We start from the raw sequence: 13309 nt of genomic DNA, 5'->3' as shown, positions 1-13309 counted from the left end.
TCAGGCCTCCTTGACGCGCGAGGTGCGGGTGGCCTGCTCGGTCCGCGGGGGCGGGAGGATCCGGCCGAGACCGCTGACCCGCGGGGACAGGAACGCCCGGGTCCGGGCGAACATCGTCATGATCGGGTGACGGAAGAGGAAGACCACGACCAGGTCGAGGATCGTGGCCAGGCCGAGGGCGAAGGCGAAGCCCTTCACCGCGCCGACCGAGACGACGTAGAGCACCACCGCGGACAGGATGGTGATGGCGTTCGCCGAGATGATCGTGCGGCGCGCCCGGATCCAGGCACGCGGCACGGCGCTACGCGGGCTGCGTCCCTCGCGGATCTCGTCCTTGAGCCGCTCGAAGTAGATGACGAACGAGTCCGCCGCCACGCCGAGCGAGACGATCATGCCGGCGATGCCGGCGAGCGTCAGGGTGAAGCCGATCTGCCGGCCGAGCACCACCAGCGCGCCGAAGACCAGCAGCGCCGACAGCACCAGGCTCAGGAAGATCACCGAGCCGAGCAGGCGGTAGTAGAAGAACGAGTAGATGATGACCAGCAGCATGCCGATGCCGGCGGCGAGCAGGCCCGCGCGCAGGTGGCTGGCACCGAGGGTGGCGGTGACGTTCTGCTGCTCCTGCGGCTCGAAGGTGACCGGCAGCGCGCCGTAGCGGAGCTGGCCGGCCAGCTTGCTGGCCGACTTGTTGTCGAAGTTGCCGGTGATCTGCGAGTCACCGGTCAGTACGCCCTGGATCTCCGGGGACGAGACGATCTTGTTGTCGAGCACCACGGCGACCCGGCACTTGCCGTCCTGGCCCAGCGCGGTCTGGTCGCAGGCCTGGCCGGTGTTGTTGAACGCCTCGCGGGTCAGCTCGGTCCACTTCTTCTGGCCGTCGCCGGTGAAGTTCAGGCTGACCACCCAGGAGCTGGTCTGGTCGAGCACCGCGTTGGCGTCGCTCACGTCGGTGCCGAGCACCTTGCCGACGTCGAGCAGGTATTTTACGGCGCCGTCCTCGCAGGCGACCGCCTTCTGCTTCTCGTCCTTGATCGACGCCGCCGGCCGGTTGTCGAGCTGCTCGCAGCTGATGGTGGGGACGTTGAACTGCATCTCCGGCGACAGCACCGCGACCTCGCGCGGGGTGAGCCTGCCGAACGGCTTGAGCTTCTCCGCCAGCGACGGGTCGGCGGTGAGGTCGGCCGGGCCCTGCAGCCCGCTCGCCGTCTGCCACGCGGCCGCGCCGACCTTCTGCTCGACGGCCTTGCGCTGCTCCTCGACGCCCTGCGGCACCGGCTCGGCACTGGCGCTCGGCGACGGCGCGGCGGCGCTCGGCGAGGCGGAGGCCGACGGGGTGGCGCTCGGGGCCGGCGCCATGCCGCCCTGGCCGCCGGCGCTCGGCGACGCGCCCGCCTTCGCCGAGGGCGCGGCGCTGCCCGATGGCGCCGGGGAGGCGCTGCCGGACGGCGCCGGGGAGGCGCTGCCGGACGGCGCGGGCGACGCGCTGCCGGACGGGGCCGGCGTGGGCGTCGCGGCCGGCGGGGCCGTCTGGCCGCTGCCGTCGGCGGCCTTGAGCACCTTGCGGAAGCGCAGCTCGGCCGCGTCGCCCACGTCCCCGAGGTCCCGGTTCTCGCCGGGCAGGGAGATGACGATGTTCCGGTTGCCCTCGGTGACCACCTCGGCCTCGGCCACGCCGAAGGCGTTGACCCGGCTCTCGATGATCTGGCGGGCCTCCTCCAGGTTCTCCCTCGTCGGGGGCCTGCCGTCGAGGCTGTTCGTCGCCTCCAGCGTCATCCGGGTGCCGCCGATCAGGTCCAGGCCGAGCCGCGGCTCGAGCCGGTCCTTCCAGCCACCCGTGGCGCCGCCCGCGAAGAAGACCAAAAGATAGAGGACGACGAAGATGAGCCCGAGCACGGCGAGCTGCCGTCCGGGCCGCATCTGTCCCTGAGGTGGTGCCACGGCTGTCCTGTCTCCCTGTACGGCCGCGCCGCGGGCGCGGCAGCGACGGTTGTCGGGCCGGGGATCCGGCGACGTGTCTGTGCTGGCCGGCAACCCGACGCCGGCACGACGGCCCAGGGGCCGGCGCGGGTGCGCCGACCGGCGGTCGTCGCGCGCCGGCGTCGGGTGTCGACCCAACTATCCAGTTTTAGCGGCGCCTTCGCTGCCCCGTCGGGCAACGGAGGTCACTCCTTGACGGTCTCGGCTTCCTCGACGGCCGGCTCGGTCGACTCGACCCGCTCGGCCTGGCTGACCACCCGGGCGATGGCCGGACGCGCGTACCGGGTCTGCACGCCGGGAGCGACCTCGAGCAGGACGGTGTCGTCGTCGACGCCGGTCACCGTGCCGTAGAGACCGCCGATGGTGACCACCTCGTCGCCGGGGGCGAGGGCGGACTGCATCTGCTGCGCCTCGCGGCGGCGCTTCTGCTGGGGGCGGATCATCATGAAGTACATGACGCCGAAGAGCAGGGCGATCATGAGGAGCGGCATGAGGCTGCCGCCTCCCCCGCCGCCCGCTGCTGCGTAGAGCACGGTTACTGACCTTCCCATTGGCCCCGGCCCGGCACGAGTGGCGCCGGAGCGGAGGCGGATTCTCACGTCCTGTACAGACCGCGGCGAGTCTAGTCGCTGCGCCTGGGAACGCCGAATGCGACGCAGATCACGATGGGATCACGGCTGACCGGCGGCGGCATCGGGCGCGGCGGAGAACAGATCCGGCGCGGAAGGGGAGACGGGACCAAATGTACCATTCGGCGGCGTACGCCCCAGATGCTGCCAGGCAGCCTCGGTGGCCACCCGCCCCCGGGGCGTACGCGCGAGCAGCCCGGCCCGCACCAGGAACGGCTCGCACACCTCCTCGACGGTGTCCGGCTGCTCTCCCACCGCGACCGCCAGGGTGGACAGGCCCACCGGGCCGCCGCGGAACGAGTCGACCAGGGCCGTGAGCACCGCCCGGTCGAGCCGGTCCAGGCCGAGCGCGTCCACGTCGTACACGGCCAGGGCCGCCCGGGCGGTCTCCACGGTCACCACGCCGTCGGCCCGGACCTCGGCGAAGTCGCGGACCCGGCGCAGCAGCCGGTTGGCGATCCGGGGGGTGCCCCGGGAGCGGCCGGCGATCTCGGCGGCGCCGCCGTCGGTGATCGGCACGCCCAGGATGCGCGCCGAGCGGCGCAGCAGCGCCTCCAGGTCGGCCGGCGAGTAGAAGTCCAGGTGCGCGACGAAGCCGAAGCGGTCGCGCATCGGCCCGGTCAGCAGCCCGGACCGGGTGGTCGCGCCGACCAGGGTGAACGGCTCGACGTCCAGCGGGATCGCCGTGGCGCCCGGGCCCTTGCCGACGATTACGTCGACCCGGAAGTCCTCCATCGCGCTGTACAGCAGCTCCTCCGCCGGCTTGGCGATGCGGTGAATCTCGTCGATGAACAGCACGTCGCCCTCGGCGAGACTGGTCAGGATCGCCGCCAGGTCGCCGGAGCGCTCGATGACCGGGCCGCTGGTCACCCGGATGCCCGAGCCCAGCTCGGCCGCCACGATATTGGCCAACGTCGTTTTCCCGAGGCCAGGCGGCCCGGACAGGAGGATGTGGTCCGGCGGGGAGCCGCGCCGCATCGCGCCCTTGAGCAGCAGGTCGAGCTGGTCGCGGACCCGGTGCTGGGCGATGAACTCCTCCAGCCGCTTGGGCCGGACGCTGGCCTCCGCGTCCCGCTCGGCGTCGCTGACGTACGCCGAGACGAGGTCCTCCCCCGTCATCGGGTCCGGCCGAGGAGGCGGATGGCCTGCTTGAGCAGGACCGGCACGGGCGGGGGCGCGCCGTCGACCGTCTCGGCGACGGCGGCCACGGCCTGATCGGCCTGGGCGGCCGCCCAGCCGAGCCCGACGAGGGCCTGGCGGACCTGGTCGGGCCACGCGCCCGCGGTCACCCCGACGGCGCCGTCCGGCGCCACCGGCACTGGGCCGATCCGGTCACGCAACTCCAGGACGAGGCGCTCGGCGCCCTTCTTGCCGATGCCGGGCACCCGGGTCAGGGCGGCGGTGTCGGCGTTGGCGATCGCCTTGCGCACGGCGTCCGGGGTGTGCACGGCGAGCACCGCCTGGGCCAGCCGGGGCCCCACTCCGCTGGCCGTCTGGAGCAGCTCGAACAGCTGCTTGGCGTCGTCGTCGGCGAAGCCGTACAGGGTGAGCGAGTCCTCCCGGACCACCAGGCTGGTCGCGAGCCGGGCCGGCTCGCCGACCCGCAGCTCGGCGAGGGTGGCGGGAGCGCACTGCACCGCGAGGCCGACCCCGCCGACCTCCACCACCGCGTGGTCCGGACCGGTCGCGGTGACCGTGCCGCGCACACTGGCGATCATCGTGTTCCTCCTCGTCGGGCCCGGTCGGCCGCGGCGGCCAGCTTCGAGCGCGTCCCGCCGCGCCAGACGTGGCAGATGGCCAGTGCGAGGGCGTCGGCGGCGTCGGCCGGCCGCGGCGGCTCGGGCAGCCGCAGCAGCCGGGTGACCATGGCCGTCATCTGCGCCTTGTCCGCCTGGCCGGAGCCGGTGACGGCCGCCTTCACCTCGCTCGGAGTGTAGGTCTGCACGGGCAGCCCGGCCCGGGCGCCGGCCAGCACGGCGATGCCGCTGGCCTGCGCGGTGCCCATCACCGTGCGGACGTTGTGCTGGCTGAACACCCGCTCGACGGCGACGCTGTCGGGGCGGTGCTCGGCGACCAGCCGGGTGAGCGAGGTGTCCAGGTGCAGCAGGCGCGCCGGCAGCCCGTCCTCGGGATCGGTGTGGACGACGTAGTAGGCGACCAGGGTGCAGGGGCGACCCGGCACGCCCTCGACCACGCCGACCCCGCACCGGGTCAGCCCCGGGTCGACGCCCAGCACGCGCACGCCGCCTCCTCCCCGACCGTCGGCAGTACGTGTGTTCGACACCCTACTGGTCGCCCCGGACGCCCGCCGCCGGGGACACGCCGGCCGGGGCCGTGACGAGGTTCCCGCCGGCAGGCCGGCGGCCAGCTCCCCCACCACCGGCGACCCGTCGAGGGGCCGAACGCGGTGAGCCCGCCACACAGTTCGGCCGGCGAGTATGTGTCGCCACCCCATGTGCGTTGGGCCACGCAACTCGTAACTTCTTGCGCCATGACGGCAGAACCCGTGGCGGTCCCCCACGTCGTACAGGTCGACCTGACCGGTCGCACCGCCCTCGTCACCGGCGGTGGCAGCGGCATCGGCCGGGCCTGCGCACTGCGGCTGGCCGCGGCCGGCGCGTCCGTGCTGGTGGTCGACCGCAACGTCGAGGCGGCCAAGGAGGTCGCGGCCGAGGCGGACGGCCGGGCCGAGGGGGTCGACCTGGCCGACGCGTCGGCGGTCGACCGGCTCGACGCCGCGGTGGACATCGTGGTCAACAACGCCGGGTTGCAGCACGTCGCGCCGGTGCAGGACTTCCCGGCCGAGCGCTTCGCCGACATCCACCGGGTGATGGTGGAGGCGCCGTTCCTGCTCGTCCGGCGCGCCCTGCCGCACATGTACGCCCGGGGCTGGGGCCGGATCGTCAACATCTCCTCCGTACACGGGCTGCGCGCCTCGGCGTACAAGTCGGCGTACGTCTCCGCCAAGCACGCCCTCGAGGGGCTGTCGAAGGTGGTCGCGTTGGAGGGCGCGGCGCACGGGGTGACGGCGAACTGCATCAACCCGGCGTACGTGCGGACCGCGCTGGTGGAGAGCCAGATCGCCGACCAGGCGGCCACCCACGGCATCCCGGAGTCCGAGGTGGTGGAGAAGATCATGCTGGCCCGGGCCGCGATCAAGCGGCTGATCGAGCCGGAGGAGGTCGCGGAGCTGGTCGCCTACCTGTGCTCCCCGCCGGCCTCGTTCATCACCGGCGCCTCGATCGCCCTCGACGGGGGCTGGACGGCGAACTAGTGGCGCCCCGCACAATGTCGGTCATGTCGTCGCCGGTGGAGTTCCTGGAGCTGCTCGCCCGCGAGGCGGCCGCGGTCGAGTTCGAGGGGCCGCTGGTCGCCGCCCGGGCCGCCGGCCTGCCCGCCGACCGGCTGGCGGAGCTGGAGCAGGCCAAGGTGGTGGCGCTTCGGGTCCGCGCGCTGCTGGAGCGCCGGCGCCGCCGGGAGATCGAGCTGTCCGGCCTGTACGACACGGCGAGCGACCTGGCCGGCCTGCGCGACCTCGACGACGTGCTGCGGGCGATCGTGCACCGGGCCCGCAACCTGCTCGGCACCGACGTGGCGTACATGACGCTGAACGACGACGAACGCGGCGACACGTACATGCGGGTCACCGACGGCTCGGTCTCGGCGCGCTTCCAGCGGCTGCGGCTGCCGCTCGGCGCCGGCCTGGGCGGCCTCGTGGCCCAGTCCGGCACCCCGTACGTCACCGCGAACTACCCGGAGGACGACCGCTTCCACCACACCGGCGAGATCGACGCCGGGGTGGGCGAGGAGGGCCTGGTGGCGATCCTCGGGGTGCCGTTGCGGCTGGGCTCCACCTCGATCGGGGTGCTGTACGCGGCCAACCGCTCGGCGCGGCCGTTCGCCCGCGAGGAGGTGGCGCTGCTGGTCTCCCTCGCGGCGCACGCGGCCGTGGCCATCGACACGGCCCGGCTGCTGGCCGAGACCCGCGCGGCCCTGGAGGAGCTGTCGGCGGCCAACACCACGATCCGCGCCCACAGCACTTCCGTGGAGCGGGCGGCGGCGGCCCACGACCGGATGACCGCGCTGGTGCTGCGCGGCGGCGGGGTGGAGGACGTGGCGTCCGCGGTGACCGACGTGCTCGGCGGGACGCTGCTGGCGCTCGACGCCGACGGCCGGCGGCTGGCCCGGGTGGGCGAGATCGAGGAGCCCGACCGGGCGGACCTGGTCGAGGCGGTGGCGGCGTCGCGCACCGAGGGGCGCAGCGTCCGTCGCGGCCCGCTCTGGTACGCGGCGGTCGTGGCGGGTGCGGAGAACCTGGGCGCGCTGGTGCTGCGCCCCGACGGCGAGCTGGCCGGCGCCGACCAGCGGATCCTGGAGCGGGCCGCGCTGGTCACCGCGCTGCTGCTGCTGTTCCGCCGGACGGTCGCCGAGGCGGAGGGGCGCGTGCGGGGCGAGCTGCTCGACGACCTGATCGCCCGGCCGCTGCGGGACACCGACGCGCTGCGCAGCCGGGCCCGCCGGCTCGGGGTGGACCTGGACGCCCCGCACGTGCTCGTCGCGGTCGACGACGACGCGATCGCCGCGACCGGGTCGGCCCGGCAGCGGGTGCTGTCCTGGGCCACCACGTACGCCTCGACCCGCGGCGGCCTGGCCGCGGCGCGCGACGGCCGGGTGGTGCTGATGCTGCCCGGCCGCGACACCGGCGCCGCCGCCCGCGCCGTGTCGCGGGACCTGTCCCGGATCACCGGGCGGCCGGTGACCGCCGGGGCGAGCGGCCCGTCGACCGGGCCGGCGTCGCTGGCGGCCGTCTTCCAGGAGGCGGACCGCTGCCTGACGGCGCTGGGCGCGCTCGGCCGGGCCGGGCAGGGGGCGAGCACGGCCGAACTGGGCTTCGTCGGGCTGCTGCTCGGGGCCGTGGGCGGGGACCGGGGCGACCGGGACGTGGCCCGCTTCCTGGCCGCCACGGTCGGGCCGGTGGTGGACTACGACGCCCGGCGGGGCACCGCCCTGGTCCGGACGCTGGAGGCCTACTTCGGGGTGGGCGGGAGCCTGGCCCGGGCGGCCGAGCTGCTGCACGTGCACGTCAACACGGTGACGCAACGGCTGGAGCGCGTCGGCCAGCTCCTCGGCGCGGACTGGCAGAAGCCGGAGCGGGCCCTGGAGGTGCAGCTGGCACTGCGCCTGCACCGCCTGCGTACGCCCTCCGGCTGAGCCGGCCGGGCTCCGGCGCTCAACGGGCGCGGATGCCCTCCAGCACGCCGTCGACGATCCGCTCCGGGAGCAGGCCCTCGTCCAGGTCGGGGTGCCAGCGCAGCAACCGCTGGATCAGCATCGGGCCGGTGAGCAGGGCCATCGCCACCTCGACGTCCAGGTCGGCCCGCAGCTCGCCGCTGCGCATCCCGCGGCGGAGCACCTCGCGCATCAGCGTCCGGCGGGGCTCGATGATGTTCTGGTACAGCTGGTACTGCTCCGGGCTGCGGTTCGCCTCGGGCACGAGGTACGGCATGATCTTCGCGGCCCGGGGGTCGATGTGGTGGCCGACCGCGCCGACCAGCAGCACGAGGTCGTCCCGGACGGAGTGGCCGGCCGGCTGCGGCACGATGCCCTTGAGCCGGCGCAGCGCGTCGATCAGCAGCGCGTTCTTGCCGGGCCAGCGGCGGTAGATGGTGTTCTTGCCGACCCCGGCCCGGGCCGCGATCGCCTCGATCGTCAGCGTCTCGATCGTGTTGCCGTCGGCGAGCAGGTCGAGGGTGGCCTCCACGATGGCCTCGTCCGCGCGGACGCTCCGCGGTCGCCCGGGCGACCGCGGAGCCTCGGCGGCAGATGTCATGTCCGACATTGTCGCCGAACCTACGGGGTTCCAGCCAACTCCGGCTCGCCGGCCACCGGCGCGGGCGCCGGTCGGCCCCGGCGCGGCCGGGCAGCCAGCGCAGCGCGACCACGACGCCGAGCGCGGCGACCGCCGCGGAGAGCGCCGCGGCCCAGTGCATGGCCGAGACGAAGGCGTGGTCGGCCGCCGCGACGAGGTGCGGCGCCGCCGGCCCGAGCTGGCCCGCCACCGCGTACGCCCCGGAGATCGACTCGCCGGCCGCCTCGTGGGCCTGGGCGGGCAGGCCACGCAGGGCCGGCGCGACGTCGTCCCGGTACACGGCCGACAGCACCGAGCCGAGGACCGCCACGCCCAGCGCGCCGGCCACCTGCCGGACGGTGTTGCTGACGGCCGAGCCGACGCCCGCCTTCTCCCGCGGCAGCGCCGACATGATCGACTCGGTGGCCGGCGGCATGATGTTGGCCATCCCCGCGCCCTGGAGGAAGTACAGCACCAGGATCGCCCAGATGGGGGTGCCCGCGTCGACGAACGCGAACGCCCCGAGGGCCACGACGGTCAGCGCCAGCCCGACGACCGCCACCGCCCTGCCCCCGTACCGGCGGACCATCGCCGCGCTGCGCGGGGCGAACACCAGCTGGGCGACGGCGAACGGCAGGAAGAGCAGGCCGGTCTCCAGCGGGCTGTAGCCGCGCACCAGTTGCAGGTAGAACGAGCTGAAGAACATCACACCCATCGCCGCGAAGAAGATCAGCCCGACCATCGCCACCGGCGCCGCGAAGCGGGGCACCCGGAACAGCCGGACGTCCAGCGACGGGTGGTCGCTGCGCAGCTCGTGCGTGACGAACCAGGCCAGCATCGCCAAGCCGCCCACGAGCGACGCCCAGACCAGCGGCCGACCGAAGCCGTGCTCACCGCCGTCGATGATGCCGTACGTGAGCGCCACCAGCCCCACCACGGACAGCAGCACGCCGGCCAGGTCGACCCGTCCGGGGTCGGGGTCGCGGGACTCGGGCACCAGCAGGGCGACCAGGACCACGCCCAGCGCCACCACGGGCACGTTGATCAGGAACACCGAGCCCCACCAGTAGTGCTCCAGCAGCGCGCCGCCGAGGATCGGGCCGATCGCGACGGCGAGGCCGACCGCCCCGGCCCAGATGCCGATCGCTCGGCCGCGTTCCCGCGGGTCGAAGACGTTGGAGATGATCGAGAGGGTCACCGGCATGATCGCCGCCCCGCCCACGCCCATCAGCGCGCGCGCCGCGATCAACTGGCCGGGGTTCTGGGCGTACGCCGACAGCAGCGACGCCAGCCCGAAGAACGCCAGGCCGATCAGCAGGAACCGCCGGCGGCCGGCACGGTCGCCGAGGACGCCGAAGGTGAAGAGCAGGCCGGCGAAGACCAGGGTGTACGAGTTGATGGACCACTCCAGCTCGCCCTGGGTGGCGCCGAGCCCGTGCACCGGGTCGGCGAGGGTGCGCAGGGCGACGTTCAGGATGGTGTTGTCGAGGACGACGACGAGGAGGCTGATCACCAGCACCCCGAGGATCGCCCACCTCCTCGGGTGTCCGGTGTTCTCGTGCGGTTGCATGTGCGGCGTTCTCCCCCCGGATTCCCCCGCGACGCGCAATACGATACGGGGCAGACTCGTAACGCCGTTGAGCGTATGCGAGAGCATTTCGATACGGAACCGGTTCGTATCGTTTGTGCGCCAGGTCACCCGGCGGCGCCCCGATGTCGGCGACATGGGGGTGTCCGAGCCCTCCGGATGCCGCCATATCGGCGACACGGCGTCGATGTGCGCGACTGAGCCCGTCGTGCAGACGGTGCAGGCGCCAACTGCGCGACCGACCCCCAGATCCCACGCCGGAACAGCAGCACGACGAGTACGAAGATGCCGCCGGTGACCAGGCCGATCGCCTCGAACCCGGAGAACGACAGCCAGTCCTCCAGGCGGACGACGAGCGCCGAGCCGAGCACCCCGCCCCACAGCGTGCCGATGCCGCCGAGCACCACGACGATGACCGCCTTGCCGGAGGTGGTCCAGTGCAGCACGTCGAGCGAGACGAACCGGTGGCCGATGGCGAAGAGCCCGCCGCCGAGCCCGGCGAGGAAACCGGAGAGCACGAACGCCGTCAGCTTGTAGCGGTGCACCGGGTAGCCCAGCGCCCGCGCCCGGGCCGGGTTGTCCCGGATGCCGACGAGCACCCGGCCGAACGGCGAGTGCACTGCCGTTGCGCAGGAAGAGGTCGTTGACCTCCTTGCCCTCCAGGCCCTTGACCACGGCGTCCGCGTCGTCGGTGCCGGCGGCCTGCACCGCCTCCAGGTACTGCAGCGCGGCGGAGTAGTTGGCGGCGTGCGCGAAGGGGGGACGGGTGCCGGTCTCCTTCTGGAAGCGGTCGGCCCACTCCCGGTTCTGCTGGTCGAAGTTCCAGTACCACGCGTCGGTGTAGGTGGTGCCGGCCAGCGCCGCCGGGGTCAGCGAGTGGATGTCGGTGATGAACATCAGGCCCACGGCCAGGCCGATGCCCTTGTCCCGCAGCTTGAACTCGTTGTACTGCTTGACGACGTTGACCAGCTCGGCGCCGGCCTGCATGGTGCCGAGCACCTGCGGCTTCGGGTTCAGGGTCGGGGCCTTGAGCAGGAAGGAGGAGTAGTCGCCGCTGGTGTTCGGGAACGGGGCGCCGCCGACCACGGTGCCGCCGGCCGCGCCGATCGCCGCGGAGAAGTTCTTCTCCATGTCCTGACCGAAGGCGTAGTTCGGGTACAGGATGTACCAGTTCTTGCCGACCTGCTGGGTGGTCACCGTGCCGGTGCCGTGGGCCAGCATGTACGTGTCGTACGCGTAGTGGAACGTGTACCTGTTGCAGCTCTTGCCGGTCAGGTCGGTGGTGGCCGCGCCGATGTTGAAGTAGAGCCTCTTCTTCTCCTTGGCCACGTCGGCGACCTTCAGGGCGGCCGAGGAGGTCGGCACGTCGAGAATGGCGTCCGCGCCCTTGCGGTCGATCATCTCCTGGGCCTTGGTGTTGGCCACGTCCGGCTTGTTCTGGTGGTCAGCGGTCTCCACCGCGATGTTCCTGGTCACCGCCTTGTCGCCGTACTTCGCCTTGAAGTCGGCGATGGCCATCTCGACGGCCTTGACCGAGTTCTTCCCGGACAGCTCCGAGTACGCCCCGGATTGGTCGTTGAGCACGCCCAGCACGATCTTGTCGCCGGTCAGCTTCTGGTCCCCCGACGACTGGGGGCCACCGCCACCGCAGCCGGCCGCCAGCACCACCGCGGCCGACGCCGCGGCCACACCCACGGTCCTACGCATGTCCGTCCCTCCATCCGCGCGCGCCGCGCGGCCTCGCGTCGACATCAGATTCCGAGGTACGCCAGCAGCTCGCGCTCCCGCGAGCGCACCTCGGAGTTGTCCATCGCCTCCGCGATCCGTCCCTCGGCCAGCAGGTAGTGCCGGTCGGCGACGCCGGTGGCGAAGTGCAGGTTCTGCTCGACCAGCAGCACGGTCACGCCGTGCCGCTTGGCCTCGCGCAGCAGGTCACCGACCTGCTGCACCAGCAGCGGGGAGAGCCCCTCGGTGGGCTCGTCGCAGAGCAGCAGCCGGGCGCCCATCCGCAGCACCCGGGCCAGGGCGAGCATCTGCTGCTCGCCGCCGGAGAGCTGGGTGGCCGCCGAGTCGCGGCGGCCGTACAGGGCGGGGAACGCCTCGTACACCCGCTCCAGCGGCCACGGGTCGGGGCCGACCCGGGGCGGCAGGGTGAGGTTCTCGGTGACGCTGAGCGTGGCGTAGCTGCCCCGGTCGTCGGGGACCCAGCCGAGCCCGAGCCGGGCCCGCCGGTGCGCGGGCAGCCGCGTGACGTCGCGGCCGTCGAGTTCCACCCTGCCGCTCTGGCCGGCGTGCAGCCCCAGCACGCAGCGCAGCAGGGTGGACTTGCCGGCGCCGTTGCGCCCGACGAGGGTCACCACCTCCCCGGCGGCGACGTCGAGGCTGACCTCGCGCCAGCACCCGCGCCTCCCCGTACCAGGCGGAGAGGTTCTCAATGCGCAGCATCGGCGGCTCCCAGGTAGGCGGTGATCACGCGCTCGTCGGCGCGGACCTGCTCGTACGGGCCCTCGACCAGCACCTTGCCGGCCTGCAGGACGGTGACGGTGTCGGCGAGCCGGCCGACCACGCTCATGTTGTGCTCGACCATGACCACCGTCCGGCCCTGCCGGATCCGGGAGATCAGCTCCACGGTGCGGTCGACGTCCTCCAGCCCCATCCCGGCGGTCGGCTCGTCGAGCAGCAGCACCTTGGGGTCGAGGGCGAGGGCGATGGCCAGTTCGAGGGCCCGCTTGCGCCCGTACGCGAGAACCTCGGCCGGGGCCTCGGCCAGCTCGGCGAGGCCGACCATGCCCAGCAACTCGTCGGCGCGGTCGCGGTAGCGGCGCATCAGCGTCGCCGAGCGCCAGAACCGCCAGCCGAGCCCGCTGGGCGACTGCAGCGCCAGCTCGACGTGCTCCCGCGCGGACAGCTGCGGGAACAGGCTGGTGATCTGGAAGGACCGGGCCACCCCGAGCCGGGCGACCTGTTCCGGCGGGAGGCCGGTGACGTCCCGGCCGGCCAGCTCGATCCGCCCGCCGGTGGGCCGCAGGAACCCGGTGAGCAGGTTGAACAGGGTCGTCTTGCCGGCGCCGTTCGGGCCGACCAGGGCGTGCACGCTCTCCGGCGCCACGTCGAGGTCGACGCTGTCGACCGCCCGGAAGCCCCGGAAGTCGCGGGTCAGCCCGCGAGCCGTCAGGACCGCTTGCCCGGCCATCGCCACACCCTCCGCAGGTCCGTCGCGTCGGCCGGTCGGTGACAGTGGTCACAGGGCCGTCGCGTGCAGGAAAC

Annotated in this window: 9 protein-coding genes and 4 pseudogenes; 2 read left to right on the top strand and 11 right to left on the bottom strand. The window is 73.4% G+C overall.

Translation table 11 applies throughout. The features are described from left to right. The 5 genes from secD to ruvC all read right to left on the bottom strand — a co-directional run bounded on the left by secD (position 1) and on the right by ruvC (position 4848). Positions 1-1938 carry a protein translocase subunit SecD gene (gene secD, locus JD77_RS22090; RefSeq protein ID WP_211372629.1) on the bottom strand — a complete coding sequence of 646 codons (1938 nt, stop codon included), beginning with the start codon at positions 1936-1938 and terminating at the stop codon, positions 1-3. Between the two features lie 224 nt (positions 1939-2162). Continuing rightward, positions 2163-2510, bottom strand: coding sequence for a preprotein translocase subunit YajC (yajC, locus tag JD77_RS22085; protein WP_211372628.1), 348 nt, complete (start codon positions 2508-2510; stop codon positions 2163-2165). Between the two features lie 138 nt (positions 2511-2648). Further along, positions 2649-3725 carry a Holliday junction branch migration DNA helicase RuvB gene (gene ruvB, locus JD77_RS22080; protein WP_145775993.1) on the bottom strand — a complete coding sequence of 359 codons (1077 nt, stop codon included), beginning with the start codon at positions 3723-3725 and terminating at the stop codon, positions 2649-2651. Further along, entirely contained in the window at positions 3722-4324 is a 603-nt protein-coding gene (gene ruvA / locus JD77_RS22075; RefSeq protein WP_145775992.1) for a Holliday junction branch migration protein RuvA, read from the bottom strand. Before ruvA ends, ruvB begins: the two co-directional genes overlap by 4 nt. Further along, entirely contained in the window at positions 4321-4848 is a 528-nt protein-coding gene (ruvC, locus tag JD77_RS22070; RefSeq protein WP_145775991.1) for a crossover junction endodeoxyribonuclease RuvC, read from the bottom strand. Before ruvC ends, ruvA begins: the two co-directional genes overlap by 4 nt. A gap of 249 nt (positions 4849-5097) precedes the next feature. Between ruvC and JD77_RS22065 the strand changes: the two genes are divergently transcribed. Beyond that, a complete protein-coding gene (locus JD77_RS22065; RefSeq protein ID WP_145775990.1) occupies positions 5098-5880 on the top strand; it encodes a 3-hydroxybutyrate dehydrogenase in 783 nt (260 codons plus the stop codon). A 14-nt stretch (positions 5881-5894) separates the two neighbouring features. Continuing rightward, positions 5895-7817, top strand: a complete 1923-nt coding sequence (locus JD77_RS22060) for a helix-turn-helix domain-containing protein (protein WP_145775989.1) — start codon at positions 5895-5897, stop codon at positions 7815-7817. A gap of 19 nt (positions 7818-7836) precedes the next feature. Here the strand turns inward: JD77_RS22060 and JD77_RS22055 are convergent, their stop codons facing one another. The 6 genes and pseudogenes from JD77_RS22055 to JD77_RS22030 all read right to left on the bottom strand — a co-directional run bounded on the left by JD77_RS22055 (position 7837) and on the right by JD77_RS22030 (position 13235). Next, complete coding sequence (locus tag JD77_RS22055) at positions 7837-8445, bottom strand: TetR/AcrR family transcriptional regulator (RefSeq protein ID WP_145775988.1); 609 nt, start codon at positions 8443-8445, stop codon at positions 7837-7839. Between the two features lie 11 nt (positions 8446-8456). After that, positions 8457-10024: pseudogene (locus JD77_RS22050) on the bottom strand (MFS transporter). A 242-nt stretch (positions 10025-10266) separates the two neighbouring features. Continuing rightward, positions 10267-10662: pseudogene (locus JD77_RS22045) on the bottom strand (branched-chain amino acid ABC transporter permease); the annotation flags it as partial. After that, positions 10652-11749, bottom strand: a pseudogene (locus JD77_RS22040) (ABC transporter substrate-binding protein); the annotation flags it as partial. The pseudogenes JD77_RS22040 and JD77_RS22045, both read right to left, overlap by 11 nt. A 44-nt stretch (positions 11750-11793) precedes the next feature. Next, a pseudogene (locus JD77_RS22035) lies at positions 11794-12487 on the bottom strand (ABC transporter ATP-binding protein). Next, on the bottom strand, positions 12474-13235 hold the full coding sequence (locus JD77_RS22030; RefSeq protein ID WP_145775987.1) for an ABC transporter ATP-binding protein: 762 nt from the start codon (positions 13233-13235) through the stop codon (positions 12474-12476). Before JD77_RS22030 ends, JD77_RS22035 begins: the two are co-directional and overlap by 14 nt. Positions 13236-13309 lie beyond the last annotated feature (74 nt).

This window comes from Micromonospora olivasterospora (genome assembly GCF_007830265.1).
In the GTDB taxonomy this organism is placed as follows: domain Bacteria; phylum Actinomycetota; class Actinomycetes; order Mycobacteriales; family Micromonosporaceae; genus Micromonospora; species Micromonospora olivasterospora.
Note: the sequence above shows the minus strand (reverse complement) of the source record. Positions and strands in the feature narration are given on the sequence as shown.

Coding starts and splice junctions, on each gene's coding strand:
- ruvB (WP_145775993.1), bottom strand. CDS start 3,725: ATGACGGGGGAGGACCTCGTCTCGGCGTACGTCAGCGACGCCGAGCGG.
- ruvA (WP_145775992.1), bottom strand. CDS start 4,324: ATGATCGCCAGTGTGCGCGGCACGGTCACCGCGACCGGTCCGGACCAC.
- JD77_RS22065 (WP_145775990.1), top strand. CDS start 5,098: ATGACGGCAGAACCCGTGGCGGTCCCCCACGTCGTACAGGTCGACCTG.
- JD77_RS22060 (WP_145775989.1), top strand. CDS start 5,895: ATGTCGGTCATGTCGTCGCCGGTGGAGTTCCTGGAGCTGCTCGCCCGC.
- JD77_RS22055 (WP_145775988.1), bottom strand. CDS start 8,445: ATGTCGGACATGACATCTGCCGCCGAGGCTCCGCGGTCGCCCGGGCGA.
- JD77_RS22030 (WP_145775987.1), bottom strand. CDS start 13,235: ATGGCCGGGCAAGCGGTCCTGACGGCTCGCGGGCTGACCCGCGACTTC.